We start from the raw sequence: 19,785 nt of genomic DNA on the forward strand, positions 1-19,785 counted from the left end.
CGCCCCCGCGCCGGCGCCCGCCGCCGTCGCTCCGAAGGCGCCGCCGAAGCTGATCGTGGTGATCTCGGTCGATCAGTTCTCGGCCGATCTGTTCGCGGAGTATCGCAGCCTGTTCACCGGCGGCCTTGCCCGTCTGGCGGGCGGCGCGGTGTTCCCCTCGGGCTATCAGAGCCATGCCGCGACCGAGACCTGCCCCGGCCATTCGACGATCCTGACCGGCGCGCGGCCATATCGCACCGGCATCGTCGCGAACGACTGGACCGATTTCTCGGTCAATCGCCCCGACAAGACCGTCTATTGCTCCGAGGACACCAGCGTGCCCGGCAGCGATTCGAACAACTACACCGTGTCGGACAAGAATCTGAAGGTGCCGACGCTGGGCGAATGGATGAAGGCCGCCAACCCGGCCAGCCGCGTCGTATCGGTCGCGGGCAAGGATCGCGCCGCGGTGATGATGGGCGGCCACAAGGTCGATGAGCTCTGGTGGTTCTGGGACAAGACCAAAAGCTTTCAGTCCTATGCCGGTCGTGTCGCGCCCGCGCGCGTGACCCAGATCAACGCGATGGTCACCGAGCGGCTGGGTCAGGATCGTGAGGCGCTGGACATTCCCGCCGTCTGCAAGGCGCGCGCACAGGCCTATCCGCTGACCGCCACCTTCGCTCCGGGCGCGGGCAGCTTCGCGCGCAAGGCAGGCGATCTGCGCGGCTTCAAAGCCTCGCCCGAGTTCGACGATGCCATCGTCACGCTGGCCGCCGGTCTGGCGAGCGACATGAAGCTGGGCCAGGGCGATGCGCCCGACCTGCTGATCGTCGGCGCATCGGCCACCGACTATGTCGGCCATGGCCTCGGCACCGAAGGCAGCGAGATGTGCCTGCAGATGCTCTCGCTCGACCAGACGCTGGGCAAGCTGTTCGCGATGCTCGATTCGACCGGTATCGATTATGCGGTCGCGCTGACCGCCGATCATGGCGGCCTCGACTTCCCCGAACGCGCCCGCGCGCACGGCACGACCATGGCCGACCGCGCACAGGCATCGGCCAGCGCCGGCGCCATCGGCAAGCAGGTGCAGGCGACGCTCAAGCTGCCCGAACAGCCGCTGACCGGCGGCATTTCGGGCGACGTCTATATCGATCCGAAACTGTCGAAGCAGACCCGCGATGCCGTGCAGGCCGAGACCATCAAGGCCTATCGCGCGCATCCGCAGGTGCAGGCGATCTTCACGCGCGCCGAAATCGCGGCGACCCCGATGCCCAAGGGCCCGCCCGAGACCTGGACGCTGCTGGAGCGCGCCCGTGCCTCGTACGAACCCTCGCGTTCGGGCGACCTCTACGTCGTGCTGCATCCGCGGATCACGCCGATCGTCGCGGCCGGCCCGGGCCGCGTGGCGACGCATGGCAGCATCTGGGACTATGACCGCCGCGTGCCGATCCTGTTCTGGCGCAAGGGCATGACCGGCTTCGAGCACCCGCTGTCGATCGAGACGGTGGACATCGCGCCGACGCTGGCTGCGCTGCTGGGGATCAAGGTGCCGGTGGAGATCGACGGCCGCTGCCTCGATCTGGACGCGGGGCCGGAGACGAGCTGCAAATGAGCGATGTTCTGGCTAGCGCGCTGTTGACCGTTTGCAGGCAGATGAACAGCGAGCTGCGGGCGATCGAGCCGAATAGTCGACCGTGGGTCGCGCTGCTCGCCCCGACCGAGGCCGTGCCGGATCAGTTGAAGATCACGGTCCTGAACCTCACCCAAGAAGCCTCAGCCCGGAACTATGAACCGGTGCGTCGCGATGACTTCCGTTCGATGCAGCCCCCGCTGCATCTGGAAGTGACCGTCAGGATCGCCGCCGACTTTATCGACGTGCCGCATGGGCTGCGGGTGCTGGGCCGGGCGGTGAACTGGTGCCGGCAGCATAATGTGCTGACCCCCGCCGATACACCCGATCTGGACCCGGCAATCGCACGGCTTTCGATCGAGATGCTCAACCTGTCGCTGGGCGAAGCGCTGGCCGCGGCGCAACTGCGCGACGGCATTCCGATGCCCGCCATATTCCTCCGCATACGCGGAATCGCATTCGGCGCGCAGGCCTAGCGGCGGCGTTCGAACTCGCGCACGCCGGGTCCGAGCTGGTTGCCGCTGATGCGATACTGCTCGCCCGAGAGATCGGCGACGAAGGCCGGGCTGCGGTCGATGCCCGGCGCGAGGGAGGCCTGATTTTCGGTGATGGTCAGGCCGTTGGAGCGATAGGTGCGCCCTTCCGCCGCGACCACGATGAAGCCCGACCAGTTTTCCTTGTTCTCGCCCTGCACAAACACGTTGCGCGCGATCAGCCCGCTCGACCCTTCGGAGAGGTCGATCATGTAATTGGTCTTGCTGCCCTGCGTATCGTCGAAGCTCGAATCGGTGATGGTGATGTTGGGCACGCGGAGCTTGACGTAATGCCCGCCGGTACCGCGTTCGAAGCGCGAGCGGGTGATCGTCACCTGGCCCTTGTTACCGAGATAGACCGAGTGGCTGCAGTCCGACGTTTCGCACTGGCCGAGGCCGGAGAATGTCGAACGGTCGATGGTGATCCGCTGGGGCGACGGATTGCCGCCAAGGATGCCTTCCTGACTGTCGAGGAACATCGAGTTGGTGACGGTCAGGTCGCCCTGCTCGATGCGGATGCCCGCGCCGTTGCCGTCGCTGACCGCATAGCCGCGGAAGACGATGCCATCGACCGCCGATCCCTTGCCGCGCAGCACGAACGCCGCCTTGTCCTCGCAGGTCTCGGCTTCAAAGATCGCGGTGCCGGGCTGGGCCGCCTTGAAGGTGATCTGTCCGGCCTCCTGCACCACACATTGCCGGTACGTGCCCGGCGCGATGACGATGGTCCCGCGCCGGTCGCCGATCGCGGCGACCGCGTCGGCCAGCGTCGCGAAGCCCTGACCGGTCTCGGCAATGGTGAAGGGCGCACCCGATTGCTGCGCGGCGACGGGCGCAGCCAGAGCGAGGGCGAACAGCGGAAGAATGGCGATGCGGCGCATGACGACCTCATTTGTCTCATGCGCCTTATCCGCCCGGAAGCCGAATAGAGGGTTAACCCACCAAGCTTAGCCCACCTTCTGCGCGCGCAGGCGATTGATGATGCCGGAGAAGTCGGTGGTGCCATGGCCTTCGTCGACGAAGCTCTCATAGAGTTCGGCGGCGCGCTTGCCCATCGGCGTGGCGGCTTCGGCATGGGTGGCGGCTTCCATCGCCAGCTTCAGGTCCTTCAGCATCAGCGCAGCCGCGAAGCCGCCCTGATAGTCGCGATCGGCAGGGGTTTCGGGACCGACGCCGGGGACCGGGCAATAGCTGGTCATCGACCAGCTCTGGCCCGAGGAAACCGAAGCGATATCGTAGAAACGCTGCAGGTCGAGGCCGAGCTTTTCCGCCAGCACGAACGCCTCGCAGGTCGCGATCATCTCGGCGCCGAGCAGCATGTTGTTGCAGATCTTGGCACCCTGCCCCGCACCGCTCGGCCCGGCATGGATCACTGCCTTGCCCATTTCGGCCAGGAACGGCTCGGCGCGGGTGTAGCCCGCTTCGGTACCACCGACCATGAAAGTGAGCGTGCCGGCATTGGCCGCCGCGATCCCGCCCGAGACCGGCGCGTCGACCGCGAGCAGGCCCTTGGCCGCCGCCGCCTCGGCCACGCGCTTGGCGGTGGCGACGTCGATGGTCGAGCAATCGATCAGGATCGCGGCCGGATCGGCATGTTCGAACACATCGGCGGTATAGACGCCTTCGACATGCTTGCCCGCGGGCAGCATCGTCACGATCGTCTCGGCGCCCTTGATCGCCTCGGCGGCGCTGGCGACCGGCAGGCAACCGGCTTCCTTCGCGCGATCCAGCGCGTCCTGGCTGAGATCGAAGGCGCGGACATCATGCCCTGCCTTTGCCAGGTTCGCGGCCATCCCGCCGCCCATGTTGCCCAGACCGATAAATGCGACGCGTGCCATTGATTCTCTCCCCTCCCGCCTGCGGGAGGGGCCGGGGGTGGGCGCCCGCTCTCCGCATGCGGTGGATTATCAGGATGGCGGGGGCCCACCCCCCGACCCCCTCCCGCAAGCGGGAGGGGGAGTCAGGTTACTTCCCGGTCCAGTTGCCCGGGCGCTTCTCGACGAATGCCGCCATGCCTTCGCTCTGGTCGGCGGTGCCGAACAGCGCGTGGAACAGGCGGCGCTCGAACTGGACGCCCTGCGCCAGCGTCGTCTCGTACGCGGCGTTGACCATTTCCTTGTTCGCCAGGATCGCCAGCGGGGCCATCGACGCGATCAGCGCGGCGGTCTTCACCGCTTCCTCGACCAGATCGGCGGCGGGCAGGATGCGGCTGACCAGCCCCGCGCGCTCGGCTTCGGCGGCGTCCATCATCCGGCCGGTGAGGCACATCTCCATCGCCTTGGCCTTGCCCACCGCACGGGTGAGGCGCTGCGATCCGCCCATGCCGGGGGAGACCGCGAGCTTGATCTCGGGCTGGCCGAACTTCGCGGTGTCGGCCGCAAGGATGAAGTCGCACATCATCGCCACTTCGCAACCGCCGCCCAGCGCATAGCCGGCAACCGCACCGATGATCGGCTTGCGCGTGCGGCAGAACTGGTCCCAGCCCGCGAAGAAATCATGGCCGTACATGTCGGCAAAGCCCTGCGCCTGCATCTCCTTGATGTCGGCGCCCGCAGCGAATGCCTTCTCGCTGCCGGTCAGCACCGCGCAGCCCTGCGACGGATCGGCGTCGAACGCCTTCATCGCATCGAGCAGTTCGGTGAGGATCTGCGAGTTGAGCGCGTTGAGCGCCTGCGGCCGGTTGAGCGTGACGAGCGTCACCGCACCGCGCTGTTCGACGAGGATGGTTTCGTAGGTCATGCAGGATTCCATTCTTCAGATTTGGGCAAGGGCGCGAAGATCGCGTCTATGGTCGCGTCGCTGACTTCTTCCGGCGTCGCCGGACTCCATTGCGGCGCATTGTCCTTGTCGACGATCAGCGCGCGGACGCCTTCGATGAAATCGTGGCGCTGCGCGACGCGGGCACCGATGGCGAATTCCTGACGCATCTCGTCCTCGAACGTTGCGCGGCTGCGCCCTTCGCGGACGAGGCGGAGTGAGACCTTCATAGATTCGGGCGATTTGGTGCGCAGGGTAGCGAGCTGTGTGGCGGCCCATTCGCCGCCATCGGCTTCGAGTGCGGCGAGGATTTCCTCGAGCGTATCGCCAACGAAGAGGTCATCTATCTCCTCCCGATGCCCGAGCAGTCGGCCCTCGGGCGCAATTTCCTCAAGTTCGTTGAGTTTCGCCGCAATTTCACGCGGATCAGCGATGATCAAAGCCTTGGCCGCATCCAGCATTTCCGAACGAAGATAGTGACTGGCCAAGCCCAAGCCGACGCATTCCGCGCCATCGATCCGATGCCCGGTCAGGGCCAGATACTCCCCGTTGCGCCCCGGAAGCCTCGAAAGATACCAGCCGCCGCCCACATCTGGGAACAGGCCGATGCCGGTCTCGGGCATGGCGAATTTGGTGTTCTCCGTCGCCACACAATATTTCGCAGGTTGCGAGATGCCGACGCCGCCGCCCATGGTGATGCCGTCCATGAAGGCCACCACCGGCTTGGAATAGGTGAACAGCCGATGGTTCAGCTGATACTCGACACGGAAGAATTCCCGCGCCGCCACGCCATCGCCCGCGCCGCTTTCGGCGATCATGCGGATGTCGCCACCCGCACAGAAGCCGCGGGACAGCTTCGGATCACCATCCGGCGAGGCGGCATGGTCGATCAGCACGACCTCCACCGCCGGATCGTCTGCCCATGCATCCAGCGCGGCGAGCATGTCGCGGCACATGCCGGTGTTCAGCGCATGGATCGCCTTGGGCCGGTTGAGCCGGATGCGGCCGGCCTTGCCCTCCACCGAAATCAGGACGTCGCTCATTGCCGCGTCAGCTCGCGGCCGACGATCATCCGCATCACCTGGTTGGTGCCCTCAAGGATCGAGTTGACCCGCAGATCGCGCCAGAAACGCTCGATCGGATAATCCTTCAGATAGCCGTAGCCGCCGTGCAGCTGGAGCGCGCGGTCGATCACCGAACTGCCGGTGTCGGTCGCGAAGCGCTTGGCCATCGCGGCGAATTTGGTCTTGTCGGGCGCGTTGGCACTGACCTTGGCCGCGGCGAGATAGAGCAAAGCACGGGCCGCCTCCAGTTCGGTCGCCATGTCGGCAAGGGTAAACTGGGTGTTCTGGAAGTCCGAAATGGCCTTCCCGAACTGCTGACGTTCCTTGGTGTAGGCCACGGCTTCGTCGAGGCAGCGCTGTGCCCCGCCCAGCGACGTCGCGCCGATGTTCAGGCGGCCGCCGTCGAGGCCCATCATCGCGATGCGGAAGCCCTCGCCTTCGCCGCCGACGATGTTCTCGACCGGCACCCGGACATTCTCGAACGTCACGGCCGCGGTGGGACTGGCGTTCCAGCCGAGCTTGCGTTCCTTCGCGCCGAAGCTGACGCCGGGCATGTCCTTCTCGATCACCAGGCAGGTGATGCCCTTGGGTCCGTCCTCGCCGGTACGGACCATGGTGACGTAGACGTCGTTGACGCCGGCGCCCGAGATGAACTGTTTGGAACCGTTGACGACATAGTGATCGCCCTCACGGACCGCCTTGGTCTTCAACGCCGCTGCGTCGGAACCCGAGCTCGGCTCGGTCAGGCAATAGCTCGCCATCGCGTCCATGCTGATCAGCGACGGGAGGTATTTGTCCTTCACCGTCTGGCTGCCGAACCGGTCGATCATCCAGGTCGCCATGTTGTGGATCGAAATGAACGCGCTGGTCGGCACGCAGCCATAGGCCATCGCCTCCATGATCAGCGCCGCTTCGAGCCGGCCGAGGCCGATGCCGCCGCTCGCCTCGGACACATAGATCGAAGCGAAGCCCAGTTCGGCCGCACTTTTGATCGTGTCGCGCGGGAAGGTGCTGGTTTCGTCCCATTCGGCGGCGTGGGGCGTGATGTTGTCCGCCGTGAACTGCCGCGCGAGATCCTGGATCATGCGCTGATCGTCGGTGAGGTCAAACTGGCTGGTCATGGCGTTCCGTAATGGTCTGGAAGGAGTAGAAGACCGCGATTGCCGCGGCGGCAAGGCAGACGCCCAGCCAGAGGAAATATCCCGCATGTGCGCCGCGCATGCCATTGGCTTCCGGATGCACGATGAGATCGAGGCTGTGCAGCGCGGACAACGCAAGCAGCGCTGCGGCGATCCGCAGTGCGCGGCGATAGGGGCGCCAGCGGATCAGCAGCCACAGCGCGGCAAACAGCGCGAAATTGGCGATCCAGCCGAACTGGAAGTGCATCGCCCCGATCCATCCGGCCATCAGCACGAATGCGCCGCTCATCGGCACTGCGCTGTGTCCGTCGAAGATCGTCACCGCCGGCAAGGCAAGCGACGCAACCCAGCCTGCGAACAGGGCCGCCGCGATCAGCATCCGCCGGTCGTCGGTCAGCCAGGGGGTCACGGCGCGGGGTTCTCATGCAGCACGCGCTGCGCGAACAGCGGGTTGGCGACCTTCATGTCGTTGCGGTCGTACCAGCGCGGGCCGGTGATGCCCTTTTCCCACGCCATCGCCTCGGTCAGCGTGCCGGCGGCGAACGGGGTGTCGGGGGCAAGCTGGTAGATCGGATCGGCGAAGGCGTCGTCCGCCGTCACTACTTCCCAGCCATTGGCGCGCAACGCCTTGATCAGATCGCCGAGGAACAGCGCGGCGATATCGGTTTCGTGCAACAGCAGCACCTGCGGCGCGGAACGGCCGAGGGTGCGCACGGTCAGCGCTTCGGTGAATTCGGCCGACTGGAGATGCGTCTCGACATAGAGATCGCGGAACGCGTCCATGTCGAGCGTCTTGCCGGCCTTTACCGCGGCCACCGCCAGCGCTTCCATGTTCCAGTCCGATCCGTCGACCGTGACATAGCCGTTGCGCAGGCCGCGAGCCTTCAGCCCCTCGCGGATCGCGTCGCGCTTCACCTTGTCGCGCCCGCCCTCGTCGAGGAAGGGATAGCGGAACCAGGGACGGTATCCGGCGCGAGGCTTCAGCCATTTCTCGCCGACATCGATATCGGCGAGATACGCCTCCGCGGACGTGCCGGAGAGGCGGGGATGATTGGCGGTGTGATTGGCGATCACATGGCCCGCCGCGACATAGGCGGCGATGCGTGCCTCGTCGCCGTCGCCGATATTCACGCGCCCCGAATTGACGAAGAACGCCGCCTGAGTGACCCGCGCCTCGCGCATCACCGCGATCAGCTTCTCGGCACGCTGGGCGGGGGTGTAGAAAGCGCCGGGCGCCCGCGGGGCATCGTCGAAGGTGATCGCGATCAGCTTGCGCGCCTGCTCGGGCGGCGCGGCCGGAACCGCATTGGCGTTCCCCACCGGATCGGCGCGGACGACGAACATCAGCGCCACGACGAACAAAACCAGACGGATCATCTCATTCCCCCCGGACCCTGTCAGTCCGACTCAGATTCTTCGAAGAAGAATCCATAGACGAAACGCTGCGTACAGTCGCTTCCGCGCGGATCGAGGGTGATCCGTTTCAGGACCGCCATATCGTCTCGGCCACGCAAATTGCGCACCCAGATCAGCAGCCGCTCGTCGCCTTCGCTCGATTCGGGTGGCGCGTAGATCGCATAGCGGCGCTTCGACCCGCTCCCCAGGCGATACGCATTCAACGCGCCAAGCCGAATGGGCCTGCCGCGATGGCGTGGATCGGCATAGGTGTCGCCTTCGCTGATGCCGATCTCGCCCCCGCTACTGCGCACGCTGAACCTGACCGTGTGGATGCCCATATATTCGAGATAGGCGGTCTCTCCCTCCAGCAGCTCGAAACCGCTCCGATTGGAGCAGATCCGACCGGGGCCCTTCACCGCGAACGCCTCCGGGGTTCCCAAGACCGTGCCGTTGACGCCAGTCGGTACCGGCAACGCGGCGCCACTCTGAGCATGCGCGGGCGCTACCGCCAGCACACCAAGGAGCAGAGCGACGGCGCCACGCATCATCCTCACCCCATGGTCGGGATGATGAAGGCGTTGCCGCCGTCGGTCGAACCATCGGGCCAGCGCTGGGTGATGGTCTTCACCTTGGTCCAGAAGCGGATGCCTTCCATGCCGTGCTGGTTGTGATCGCCGAACGCCGAGCGCTTCCAGCCGCCGAAGCTGTGATAGGCGACCGGCACCGGGATCGGCACGTTGATGCCGACCATGCCGACATTCGCACGCGACGCGAATTCGCGCGCGGCGTGGCCGTTGCGGGTGAAGATCGCGACGCCGTTGCCGTACTGGTGATCGCTCGGCAGGCGCAGCGCAGTCTCGAAATCGGGCGCGCGGACGATCTGGAGGACCGGGCCGAAAATCTCTTCCTTGTACGACTGCATATCGGGCGTGACGCGATCGAACAGGCTGGGTCCGATAAAGAAGCCCTGCTCATGGCCCTGAAGCTGGAAGCCGCGGCCATCGACCACCAGTTCGGCGCCTTCGTCGACACCGGTCTGGATCCAGTTTTCGACGCGCTGCTTGTGCGCGGCGTTCACCACCGGGCCGTAATGCGCCTCGGCGTCGGTCGAGACGCCGACCCGAAGTGCCTCGATCGCGGGGATCAGCTTTTCGCGCAGGGCGTCGGCGGTCTTGTCCCCCACCGGCACCACGACCGGCAGCGCCATGCAGCGCTCGCCCGCCGAACCGAAGGCAGCGCCCGACAGATCGGCGACGACCTGATCGAGATCGGCGTCGGGCATGACGACGCCATGGTTCTTGGCCCCGCCCATCGCCTGCACGCGCTTTCCGGCGGCGACACCGCGCGAATAGACATAATGAGCGATGTCGGACGAGCCGACGAAGCTGACCGCCGAGATCGCCGGGTGATCGAGGATCGCGTCGACCATTTCCTTATCGCCATGAACGACCTGCAGGATGCCCTCGGGCAGTCCGGCTTCGCGGAACAGTTCGGCGAGGCGGACGGGGACCGAGGGGTCGCGCTCGCTGGGCTTCAGGATGAAGGCGTTGCCGCAGGCGATGGCGACGCCGCTCATCCACAGCGGGATCATCGCCGGGAAGTTGAACGGGGTGATGCCCGCGCCGATACCGAGCGGCTGGCGCATCGAATAGACGTCGATGCCCGGACCGGCGCCCTGCGTATACTCGCCCTTCAGCAGATGCGGGATGCCACAGGCGAACTCGATCACTTCGAGGCCGCGCTGGATATCGCCCTTCGAGTCGGCGATCACCTTGCCATGTTCGGACGAGAGCATGTGCGCCAGCTCGTCCATATGCTTCTCGACCAGCGCCTTGAAGTTGAACATCACGCGGGCGCGGCGCTGCGGGTTGGTTGCGGCCCATGCCGGCTGCGCGGCCTGCGCGGCGGCGACGGCGGCTTCTAGCACCGCCGGGGTGCCGAGCTTCACCTTCGCCTGCACCTGGCCGGTGTTGGGATCGAACACTTCGCCTTCACGTCCGCCGGCTGCACCCGCACTGCCGGCGATGAAATGGTCGATGATCCGCATGGCATTCTCTCCGATTTCGCTTGTCCGCCCCATTGCATTTGACAGCAATGCAGGCAACTGACGCGATATGCAGGTTGAACCTGCGAATATGCAGGCGGTTCATGAATTGGGATGATCTGAAGCTGTTCCTGGCGGTGGGCCGCGCCGGCCGCCTCGCGATCGCCGCCAAGGCGGTGGGGCAGGACGCCACCACGGTCTCGCGGCGCATCCGCCGGCTCGAACAGTCGCTTCAGGCGCGATTGTTCGAACATACGCCGTCGGGCCATGTGCTGACCGATCAGGGCGCGACATTGTTCGAAGCGGCCGAGCGGATGGAAGCCGCGGCGCTGGGCATCCAGCGCGAAGTGACGTCGGACGCCGCCGGGCTGGCCGGATCGATCCGCATCAGCGCCTCCGAAGGCTTTGGCAGCCGCATCATCGCGCCGCATCTGGGCGAGTTCACCCGCGCGCATCCACAGGTGCAGATCGACCTGATCGCGTCGAGCGGCGTGCTCAACCCCTCGCGCCGTGAGGCCGATATCGCGGTGATGCTCGCGCGGCCCAAGGCAGGCCCGCTGATCTCGCGCAAGCTGACCGACTATGCGCTCGGCCTCTACGCCAGCCCCGCCTATCTGGAGCGCGCGCCGCGGCTCGCCAGCCCCGCCGACCTGAGCGCGCACGCGCTGATCGGCTATGTGCCCGACCAGATCTTCGCGCCCGAGCTTCGCTATCTCAGCGAAATCGGCTCACGCCTCGAAGCGACGATCCGCAGTTCGAGCATCAACGCACAGGCGGAGATGATCGAGAGCGGCGTGGGCTGCGGCGTGCTGCCCTGCTTCATCGGCGACACCATGGACGGGGTGGTGCGGGTGCTGCCCGATATCATGATCGAACGGAGCTTCTGGCTGGTGGTCCATCGCGACCTGCGCGGCATCGCCCGGATCGATCGTTTCCTCGCCTGGCTTACCCAGCGGATAGATCAGCTACGTCCTCTAATGTCAGGGCGCGGGAGATCGTGACCGGTGCGCAGGTCTCGCTGTCGAGATCGACCATCGCGACGTTGAGCCGGAATGCCATATGGATGCCGCCCGGCGTCAGCACCTCGCGGCGTTCGCCGGACAGGACGACCCCGCCCTGCCGCAGCATCACCATATCGTCGGCGATCCGCGCTGCCTGCGTGAGGTCGTGGAGCGCGACCGCGATGCCCATCCCCGCCGCGGCCAGCCCGCGAAGCTGATCGCGCAGGGCAAGCTGCTGGATATCGTCGAGCGCCGCAAAAGGCTCGTCCGCCAGCAGCCACTGCGGCGCGCCTGCCAGTACGCGGGCGAGTTGCGCCCGCCGTTGCTCACCGCCCGAAAGCTCGGACACGCGGCGGTCGGCCAGCTTCATGGTGCCGGTCGCGGCCATCGCGGCGGAAATCTCGGCCTGATCCTCCTGTGTCGGACCGGCAAAACGCGCGCGATGCGGCCGCCGGCCGAGCGCCACCAGTTCGCGCACGATCCGCTTGCCCGGCGCGACGGTCTCCTGCGGCAGATGGCCGATCAGCTTCGCCCGGTCGCGCGCGGATACCCGCGCGATGATGCGATTGCCGAGTTTCACCTGCCCGCCATCGATCTCGGCCAGTCCCGCCAGACAGCGCAGCAGGATCGACTTGCCCGATCCGTTTGGTCCGAGGATCGCGGTGACCCTGCCCGGACGCATCGTGACGCTGACATCGTCGAGCACCGGCTTGCCGCCCATGGTGACGCTCAGGTTGCGCGCGATCAGGTCCATGGCGATGGTCGATGCGGCAGCGCCCTGCCCCACTGCAAGCAATAATCGGCGCCGCCGAAAAATCTGCTTTTGTCTCGATAGTGTAACCAACGGTAAAACCTGCGTTTACCAACGCCGCCTATCCCCAAGGGCGATGACAGCGCCCCGTTTCTTCCGCGATATCGCTCCTCCCGGCATCGGTGACTGGCTCACCGAATCCGAGCGCCGCCCGCCTTCGCTGACGGTGGAAAGCCGCGTCGTCGAGGCGATCGAACTCTTTCAGGGCGACACCGAATTGCGGCTGATCCCGGTGGTTGATCCCGCGGGCAAACCCATCGGCGCGGTGTTCGAGAAGGATATCCGCAAGCTGCTGCTCAACCCGTTCGGCCACGCGCTGATGCGCAATCCGGCCTATGGCAACGGCATCGCCCGGCATATCCGGCCCTGCCCGGTAGCCGAGGCGAGCCTCGATCCGTCGCGGCTGATCGACCAGTATCGCGCCGCGAACGGCAGCGAGGGCATGATCCTGACTCAGGGCGGCAGGTTGTTCGGCGTGGTCGCCAATCGCCGGCTGGTCCACCTCGCCGCCGAGAACGAGTTGCGCGCGGCGCATGACCGGATCGGCCGCGCAGAACAGATCGAGCGCGCCAGCGAGCGATTCGAGGCACAGGTCGCGGCATTGAGCGGGTCGCTCAGCCAGCTATCGGGCGAGATCGAACGCAACGCCGGATCGACCGCCGAACGCGCCGGGGCACTGGGCGACCGCGCCATCGCCGTCGCCACCGCCGCGTCGCAGACCAACAGCGGCATGGCCGAGATTGCCGAACGCGGCCGCGGACTGGTCGCGGCGCTCGGCGAGATCGGCCGCAGCACCACCGAGACCCGGGCTGCGGCGAGTGACGCCTCGCAGATGGTCGCGAGAGGCAGTGCCCGCGCCCAGGAATTGCTGCGCGCCGCCCAGTCGATCGATTCGGTGATCGCGCTGATCAGCGGCATTGCGGGGCAAGTGAACCTGCTCGCGCTCAACGCGACCATCGAAGCCGCACGTGCGGGCGAAGCCGGACGCGGCTTCACGGTGGTCGCGAACGAAGTGAAGCAGCTCTCGGCCCAGACCGGCAGCGCGGCGGCGCGGATCACAGCGCATGTCCGCGACATCTGCCTGGGCATCGATGAAGTCGCGCAAGGCCATGCCCAGATCGAACAGGCGATCGAAGCGATGGCCGCGCTCGCCTCCACCGTACAATCGGCGGTGCAGGCGCAGGAGCATGCGACGATCACCATCGCCCGCAATGTCGACGACGCGGTGGATGCCAGCACCGGCATCCAGCACGATGTCGAAGCGATCGGCGACACGTCGCGCACCGCCGCGACCAGCGCCGAGGAGATGCGCTCGCTGGCGAAACGGCTCCAGTCGGGCGCGGGAGCGCTGTCGAATCAGGTCGATGCCTTCCTCGACGAAGTGCGCGTGGCCTGAAACGATAAAAGCCCGCCAACGCATTGCGCTGGCGGGCTTTTAATGGTGGGCGTGGCAAGGATTGAACTTGCGACCCCTGCGATGTCAACACAGTGCTCTACCACTGAGCTACACGCCCAAGGCCCTTAGGTTTTCACCACCGGGCCGAAACGGGAAGCGGCGCATTAGCGGGAGTGGCCCCCCTGTGCAACCGCGAAAAGCAACAAATCAGTTGCTGCTCGGAATGCTCTCGGTTTCGAACAGCCGGTCGACCTCCAGAACCAGGTCGCGCAGGTGGAACGGCTTGGAGAGGACGCGGGCCTGCGGCATCTGCTTGCCGGCCTTCAGCGTCACCGCGGCAAAGCCGGTGATGAACATCACGCGCATGTCCGGCGCGAGATCGCCGGCGCGCTGCGCCAGTTCGATCCCGTCCATCTCGGGCATCACGATATCGGTCAGCAACAGGTCGAACCGTTCGGTCTCGAGCAGCGGCAGCGCCGCAGTGCCGCGGTCTACCGCCGACACGGCATAGCCCGAACGCTCCAGCGCGCGCGTGAGATACTCACGCATCACCTTGTCGTCCTCGGCCAGCAGAATTCGATACATCGGCGCCCCACCCCATTACACGCGGGACGTGTCTTATGCCCGAAGCCCTTAAGATTTTCCAGCGCCGTGGCGCGCGACTTGCCCCATGGCGGCACGCGGCATAGGCTGAAGGGGTGACGGCTTCGCCTTCCTTCGTGCGTCATGGTCCCGGGGAACCGGTCAGCCCGGTTGTGCTGTCGGTTCCGCATGCCGGACGCGACTATCCGCTGCCCCTGCGCGCGGCGCTGCGCGTGCCGCTGACGGCGCTGCGCCCGCTGGAGGATCGCCATGCCGATGCGATTGCGCTGGGTGCGCATGAGGGCGAGACGCTGTTCATCGCCACTCGCGCCCGCGCCTGGATCGACCTGAACCGCAGCGAGAAGGAACGCGATCCCAAGCTGGACGACGGCGCGACGATGAGCGCCCAGCCGCAATCGGCCAAGCTGCGCAGCGGGCTGGGGCTGGTGCCGCGCCGTGCGGGCGCATCGGGCGAGATCTGGCGGCGGCGCCTGTCGGACGAGGAAGTGATCGAGCGAATCGAAACCGATCATCGCCCCTATCATGAGGCAGTCGGCGCAGCGCTGGCAGCGGCGCGGGCGCGATTCGGGGTTGCGGTGCTGCTCGACATACATTCGATGCCGCCACTGGGTCCGCCGGCGCGTTCGCCGCGGGTTGTGCTGGGCGACCGGTTCGGCCGTTCGGCCCCGGCACGGCTGGTAGGGCGGCTGGAGGGCGTTGCACGTGCCCATGGCGTGGCCTGTGCGGCCAATGCGCCCTATTCGGGCGGGCATATCCTGGAGCGGCACGCCGATCCGCGCCGCGGGATCCATGCGATCCAGATCGAATTCGACCGTTCGCTCTATCTCGACGCCCAGCTCGACCAGCCCGGCCCGGGCCTGGCGCTGGCGATCCGGATGCTGCGTTCGATGATCGATTCGGTCGCCGACGAGGCCCTGCCTCGCGCGATGGCGGCGGAGTAACTTCCCCGAATAAAAAACCACCCGGTGATTGCTCACCGGGTGGCCAAGGTTCAGGGAGGAGACACGCTCGAGAGCGTGTCACACGGTCCCACGAAAGGGGGGACATGAGACCATGCAAGAAGGAATATAGATAAGAGGCCTTTGGGTTTCAAGGCCTTGCCCCGGACTGCGTGGAAATGTGCCGCAACTGCGGCCAGCCGCTTTCGCCGAAGCTGGAATCGAAACGGGCCGGCGCGGCATGACACCGCACCGGCCCGTCCGTTTAATCCGTAAGGATCAGCTGACGAGCTGCGGCGCCGGAACCTTGCCCTGCTGGACCTGGCGACCGAACACTTCACGCATCTGACCGAGCGAGAAGAGGTGCGCATAGATCAGCGGCAGCATGCCGTTCTGGACGATCTTGCGCAGCTGATCGCCGCGCATTTCGTTCAGCTTGTTCTCGTCGACCATCTGGAAGCCGCGATAGACGAAGGGCTGAGCCGCCTGATCGGGCTGGATCGAAACTTCGCCTTCCATCAGCAGGTCGAGTTCCTTCAGTTCCTTCATGAACTGCGCGGTGCGCTGACCGGCTTCCTCGAAATTGCGGGCGAAATCCAGAATACCCTTGGTCAGCTCGCTCGGCTGGTCGCCGTCGAACAGCTTCTCGCCGTCCTCGAACGCGCCGATCGTGTCGGTCGTCGGATCGAAGCACAGCGACAGTTCGTCGCTTTCCGGACGCAGGCGTGCGAGCAGGTAGGGATAGCGACGGATATAGGCCGGGACGTAGAAATTGTCGTCGACCAGCTTGCCGGTGTCATCGAAGAAGACGTTCACGCCTTCGTTCAGGCCGAACAGGCCGAGCGGCACGGGTTCGTCGCCGACCGAGAAAACGATCGGGAGGAAGCGCTGCGCCAGAGGAAATTCCTCGACGGTCAGCGGAACCGCATGCTGGCCGACAAGGAACGGAGCCTTGTCCGCGGCGCGGAGGCGATATTCGGAATGGATCTGGCTCGAGAGCGGCACGAGATCATTGTAGAACAGCGGAAGCGACTGCGACTGCGGCGCGGAGGCCATCAAAATTCTCCTGGGAATCTTCTTAAATGTGCGAGAATGCGCGCGTGGGTCTATGGCGCGAGACGCGTTGGCGCAAGCACGAGCTTTCCGGGGTTGAGAATCCCCTGAGGATCCAGCGCTGTCTTGATTGCGGAGAGCATTGCGATGCGGGACGGGGGACCGAGCCGTTCCAGTTCGGCACGCTTCATCTGGCCGATGCCATGCTCGGCCGAGATCGACCCGCCCGCCGCAACCACCATGTCGTGCACCAGCCGGGTGATCGCCGGGGCCTGTTCGGCATAGAAACGATCGCGATCCGCGCCCTGCGCCGCCCGCACATGGAAATGGACATTGCCGTCCCCGAGATGGCCGAAGGCAGTGGCATGGGTGCCGGGGAAGCGGCGCTCGGCCTCGGCAGCGCCCTCCACCATGAAGCGGGGCATATCGGCGACCGGCACCGAGATATCGTGCTGCACCGCCGGCCCGCTGGCGCGTTCGGCTTCAGACAGCGAATCGCGGATGCGCCACATCGCCTCGGCCTGCGCCTCGCTGGCGGCGATCACCGCATCGGCGGCGAGACCCGATTCGAGCGCGGGGCCGAGTAGCCCCTCGAGCAGGGCCGCAGGCGATTCGCCGCCGGGATCGGTCGACACCGCCTCGATCAGCACATGCCAGGGATGGGTGCTTTCCAGCGGCGCGCGGGTGCCCGGGATATGTTGCAGCACCAGCGCCAGCGAATCGCCGGGGATGATCTCGAAGCTCTCGATCGCGGGATCGTCGATCCTGCGCAGCAGTTCGAGCGCGGCGTGGGGGCTGGCCAGCCCGACCCACGCGACCCCGCGTGCGGCGATGGCGGGCACCAGCCTCAAGCTCGCCGCAGTCACGACGCCCAGCGTCCCCTCCGCGCCGATCAGCAGCTGGTTGATGTCGTATCCGCGATTGTCCTTCTTCAGCGCGGCCAGCCCCTCATGCACCGATCCGTCGGGCAGCACCGCCTCGACCCCCGCGACCAGGCTGCGCATCGTGCCGAAGCGCAGCACCTGCGTGCCCCCGGCATTGGTGGAGACCAGCCCGCCGACCGTCGCGCTGCCCTTCGCGCCAAGCGTCAGCGGGAAGCGGCGGCCGGCCGCGAGTGCCGCGGCATGAAGGTCCGCAAGGATCACCCCGGCTTCGGCGACCGCCAGATTATCGTCCGGCGATAGCGAGCGGATGCGGTTCATCCGGCGCAGCGACAGGATCAGCGCGGACCCGTCGATCGGCGGCGTCGCGCCACCGACCATCGAGGTGTTGCCGCCCTGCGGCACCACCGGCACCTGCGCGGCGTTCGCCAGCGCGAGGATCGCGGACACTTCGTCGCGCGACGCGGGAGCGAGGATCGCGGGCGAGGTGCCGAAATAGCGGCCGCGCCAGTCGTTCAGCCAGGGCGCGATATCCGCCGCATCGGTGATCGCGGCCTTGGGTCCGAAGCGCTGGCGGACGGTGTCGACAAGGGTCTGCTGGGCGGGTGTCATCGGCGCGGCGGATAGCATGGGCGCCGCGGGGCTTGCCAGAGCAGTTCATCCGTTGTTCAAGCCCGCGCTCTAGAACGCCGCCTTTATGCCGAATCCGTTTCTCCCTTCTGCCGCGATGCTGATGCTGCTCGCTGCCCCGGCCACGCCCGAGGCACCCGTAGCCGCGCCCGGCGAAGTCGAGGTGATCCAGCAACAGCATGTGGTGATCCATGTGCCCAATGTGAGCGTGACGCGCGCCACCGTGGTGATCCGCACCCGATCGCCCGCGCCGCCGCCGCCCCCGCCGCCGACCAGCTTCCGCGAGAAGAAGGCGGATAACTGCCTGAAGATGGACCGGGTGATCGGTTTCTCGGTTTCGCGGGGTGACAGCGTCGATCTGGTGCTGAACGACGGTAGCCGCCGCCGCGCCGTGCTGGACAAGAATTGCCCGGCTCTTGGCTTCTATTCGGGCTTCTATGTGCGGCCCAATTCCGACGGCAAGATGTGCGCGCGACGGGATTCGATCCGCTCGCGATCGGGGCGTTCGTGCGGAATTTCCGAATTCAAGGCGCTCGTCCCCACGCGTTGAGGCCGGAATGCTTGACTTTTGCAGGTAAATCCGCGAGCGCGCGGCGCAATCGCGGCGCAGTTTTTGCGATCGCTTTCCGGACATTCGCATGAGCTTTGCCGATCTCGGCCTTTCCGACGAACTTTTGGCCGCCGTCACGGGCGCCGGCTATACCGACCCGACGCCGGTCCAGAAGCAGGCGATCCCCTCTGTCCTGATGGGCAAGGATCTGATCGCCATCGCCCAGACGGGCACCGGCAAGACCGCTGCTTTCGTCCTTCCGATGATCGACATTCTGGGCGAGGGGCGCACCCGCGCGCTGATGCCCCGCTCGCTGATCCTCGAGCCGACGCGCGAACTCGCGGCGCAGGTCGCCGAGAATTTCGAGAAGTATGGCGTCAACCACAAGCTCTCCATGGCCCTGCTGATCGGCGGTGTGCAGATGGGCGATCAGGTGAAGGCGCTGCAATCGGGCGTCGACGTGCTGATCGCGACCCCGGGCCGGCTGATGGACCTGTTCCAGCGCGGCAAGATCCTGCTGACCGGCTGCAACCTGCTGGTGATCGACGAAGCCGATCGCATGCTCGACATGGGGTTCATCCCCGATATCGAGGAAATCTGCACCAAGCTGCCCAAGCAGCGCCAGACGCTGTTGTTCTCGGCCACCATGCCGCCGGTGATCAAGAAGCTGGCCGACAAGTTCCTCGACAATCCCAAGCAGATCGAGGTGGCCCGCCCGGCGAGCACCAACACCAACATCACACAGTGGGTGGTATCCGTGTCGGCGCAGAAGAAGCGCGCGACTCTGGAGCGGCTGCTCGAGACCGACGACATCAACACCGCGATCATCTTCGCCAACCGCAAGACCACGGTGCGCGACCTGAACAAGGCGCTGCAGCGTTCGGGCTTCAAATCGGGCGAGATCCATGGCGACATGGAACAGCCCCAGCGACTGGCCGAGCTCGACCGGTTCAAGAAGGGCGACATCAACATCCTGGTCGCGTCCGACGTCGCGGCGCGCGGGCTGGACATCAAGGGCGTGAGCCACGTCTTCAATTATGACGCGCCCTGGCATCCGGACGATTATGTCCACCGCATCGGCCGCACCGGCCGCGCGGGCGCCAAGGGCACTGCCTTCACGCTGGTCGCGCCCGACGATGCCGAGAATATCCAGAACATCGAGAAGCTGACCGGTCACAAGATCGCCCGCTTCGACATGGGTGGCGGCGCTGCGCCGGAAGCGGCTGCGGCCGAGCCGAAGGAAGCCCCGAAGCGTTCGAGCCGTGGCAAGAAGCCGCAGCGCGAGGAGAAGCCCAAGGCCGAAAAGGCACCTGCCGCCGAGGCAGCGCCGCGCGCCGAGCGCGAGCCGCGGACTCCCCGTGAACCGCGTGCCGAACGCGAG

At 66.2% G+C, this 19,785-nt stretch carries 20 protein-coding genes and 1 tRNA gene; 7 read left to right on the plus strand and 14 right to left on the minus strand.

Translation table 11 applies throughout. The features are described from left to right. Both P1X14_RS18600 and P1X14_RS18605 read left to right on the plus strand, forming a co-directional pair. Positions 1-1,591, plus strand: a 1,591-nt coding sequence (locus P1X14_RS18600) for an alkaline phosphatase family protein (protein ID WP_277316919.1), incomplete at its 5' end; no start/stop codon positions are given. Then, a complete protein-coding gene (locus tag P1X14_RS18605; RefSeq protein ID WP_277316920.1) occupies positions 1,588-2,085 on the plus strand; it encodes a Pvc16 family protein in 498 nt (165 codons plus the stop codon). The genes P1X14_RS18600 and P1X14_RS18605, both read left to right, overlap by 4 nt. Here the strand turns inward: P1X14_RS18605 and P1X14_RS18610 are convergent. From P1X14_RS18610 to P1X14_RS18650, 9 genes are all read right to left on the minus strand, one after another. Continuing rightward, a complete protein-coding gene (locus P1X14_RS18610) occupies positions 2,082-3,020 on the minus strand; it encodes a right-handed parallel beta-helix repeat-containing protein (protein ID WP_277316921.1) in 939 nt (312 codons plus the stop codon). The two genes, P1X14_RS18605 and P1X14_RS18610, sit on opposite strands and share 4 nt — an antisense overlap. Before the next feature lie 66 nt (positions 3,021-3,086). Then, complete coding sequence (gene mmsB, locus P1X14_RS18615) at positions 3,087-3,977, minus strand: 3-hydroxyisobutyrate dehydrogenase (RefSeq protein ID WP_277316922.1); 891 nt, start codon at positions 3,975-3,977, stop codon at positions 3,087-3,089. Positions 3,978-4,104: 127 nt separating this feature from the next. Beyond that, positions 4,105-4,878 (minus strand): enoyl-CoA hydratase, encoded by a 774-nt coding sequence (locus P1X14_RS18620; RefSeq protein WP_277316923.1) that lies wholly within the window; start codon positions 4,876-4,878, stop codon positions 4,105-4,107. Beyond that, positions 4,875-5,939 (minus strand): enoyl-CoA hydratase/isomerase family protein, encoded by a 1,065-nt coding sequence (locus P1X14_RS18625; protein ID WP_277316924.1) that lies wholly within the window; start codon positions 5,937-5,939, stop codon positions 4,875-4,877. Before P1X14_RS18625 ends, P1X14_RS18620 begins: the two co-directional genes overlap by 4 nt. Then, positions 5,936-7,081: an acyl-CoA dehydrogenase family protein gene (locus P1X14_RS18630; RefSeq protein ID WP_277316925.1), complete on the minus strand. Its 1,146-nt coding sequence runs from the start codon at positions 7,079-7,081 to the stop codon at positions 5,936-5,938. Before P1X14_RS18630 ends, P1X14_RS18625 begins: the two co-directional genes overlap by 4 nt. Further along, positions 7,065-7,508, minus strand: a complete 444-nt coding sequence (locus P1X14_RS18635; RefSeq protein WP_277316926.1) for a hypothetical protein — start codon at positions 7,506-7,508, stop codon at positions 7,065-7,067. The genes P1X14_RS18630 and P1X14_RS18635 overlap by 17 nt, the downstream gene beginning before the upstream one ends. Next, positions 7,505-8,476 carry a polysaccharide deacetylase family protein gene (locus tag P1X14_RS18640; RefSeq protein WP_277316927.1) on the minus strand — a complete coding sequence of 324 codons (972 nt, stop codon included), beginning with the start codon at positions 8,474-8,476 and terminating at the stop codon, positions 7,505-7,507. The genes P1X14_RS18635 and P1X14_RS18640 overlap by 4 nt, the downstream gene beginning before the upstream one ends. A 20-nt stretch (positions 8,477-8,496) precedes the next feature. After that, on the minus strand, positions 8,497-9,042 hold the full coding sequence (locus P1X14_RS18645) for a hypothetical protein (protein ID WP_277316928.1): 546 nt from the start codon (positions 9,040-9,042) through the stop codon (positions 8,497-8,499). 5 nt (positions 9,043-9,047) lie between these two features. After that, positions 9,048-10,544, minus strand: coding sequence for a CoA-acylating methylmalonate-semialdehyde dehydrogenase (locus P1X14_RS18650; protein WP_277316929.1), 1,497 nt, complete (start codon positions 10,542-10,544; stop codon positions 9,048-9,050). Between the two features lie 101 nt (positions 10,545-10,645). Between P1X14_RS18650 and P1X14_RS18655 the strand changes: the two genes are divergently transcribed. Further along, positions 10,646-11,542 carry a LysR family transcriptional regulator gene (locus tag P1X14_RS18655; protein ID WP_277316930.1) on the plus strand — a complete coding sequence of 299 codons (897 nt, stop codon included), beginning with the start codon at positions 10,646-10,648 and terminating at the stop codon, positions 11,540-11,542. On the opposite strand, the gene P1X14_RS18660 is transcribed toward P1X14_RS18655, so the two are convergent. Continuing rightward, complete coding sequence (locus tag P1X14_RS18660) at positions 11,487-12,329, minus strand: ABC transporter ATP-binding protein (protein WP_277316938.1); 843 nt, start codon at positions 12,327-12,329, stop codon at positions 11,487-11,489. The genes P1X14_RS18655 and P1X14_RS18660 overlap by 56 nt on opposite strands. Positions 12,330-12,429: 100 nt before the next feature. On the opposite strand from P1X14_RS18660, the gene P1X14_RS18665 reads away from it, so the two are divergent. Continuing rightward, entirely contained in the window at positions 12,430-13,749 is a 1,320-nt protein-coding gene (locus P1X14_RS18665) for a methyl-accepting chemotaxis protein (protein WP_277316931.1), read from the plus strand. Between the two features lie 43 nt (positions 13,750-13,792). On the opposite strand, the gene P1X14_RS18670 is transcribed toward P1X14_RS18665, so the two are convergent. Both P1X14_RS18670 and P1X14_RS18675 read right to left on the minus strand, forming a co-directional pair. Then, positions 13,793-13,867, minus strand: a tRNA-Val gene (locus P1X14_RS18670). 89 nt (positions 13,868-13,956) lie between these two features. Beyond that, on the minus strand, positions 13,957-14,334 hold the full coding sequence (locus P1X14_RS18675) for a response regulator (protein WP_277316932.1): 378 nt from the start codon (positions 14,332-14,334) through the stop codon (positions 13,957-13,959). 113 nt (positions 14,335-14,447) lie between these two features. Between P1X14_RS18675 and P1X14_RS18680 the strand changes: the two genes are divergently transcribed. Next, positions 14,448-15,293: an N-formylglutamate amidohydrolase gene (locus P1X14_RS18680; RefSeq protein ID WP_277316933.1), complete on the plus strand. Its 846-nt coding sequence runs from the start codon at positions 14,448-14,450 to the stop codon at positions 15,291-15,293. Positions 15,294-15,569: 276 nt separating this feature from the next. On the opposite strand, the gene P1X14_RS18685 is transcribed toward P1X14_RS18680, so the two are convergent. Beyond that, entirely contained in the window at positions 15,570-16,346 is a 777-nt protein-coding gene (locus P1X14_RS18685; protein WP_277316934.1) for a SapC family protein, read from the minus strand. Positions 16,347-16,396: 50 nt separating this feature from the next. Then, a complete protein-coding gene (locus P1X14_RS18690; RefSeq protein WP_277316935.1) occupies positions 16,397-17,836 on the minus strand; it encodes an FAD-binding oxidoreductase in 1,440 nt (479 codons plus the stop codon). 121 nt (positions 17,837-17,957) lie between these two features. On the opposite strand from P1X14_RS18690, the gene P1X14_RS18695 reads away from it, so the two are divergent. Together P1X14_RS18695 and P1X14_RS18700 are read left to right on the plus strand one after the other, a co-directional pair. Continuing rightward, positions 17,958-18,404 carry a hypothetical protein gene (locus tag P1X14_RS18695; RefSeq protein WP_277316936.1) on the plus strand — a complete coding sequence of 149 codons (447 nt, stop codon included), beginning with the start codon at positions 17,958-17,960 and terminating at the stop codon, positions 18,402-18,404. An 88-nt stretch (positions 18,405-18,492) separates the two neighbouring features. After that, a partial coding sequence (locus P1X14_RS18700) for a DEAD/DEAH box helicase (protein WP_277316937.1) occupies positions 18,493-19,785 on the plus strand: 1,293 nt, incomplete at its 3' end.

This window comes from Sphingomonas sp. AOB5 (genome assembly GCF_029433115.1).
In the GTDB taxonomy this organism is placed as follows: Bacteria; Pseudomonadota; Alphaproteobacteria; order Sphingomonadales; family Sphingomonadaceae; genus Sphingomonas.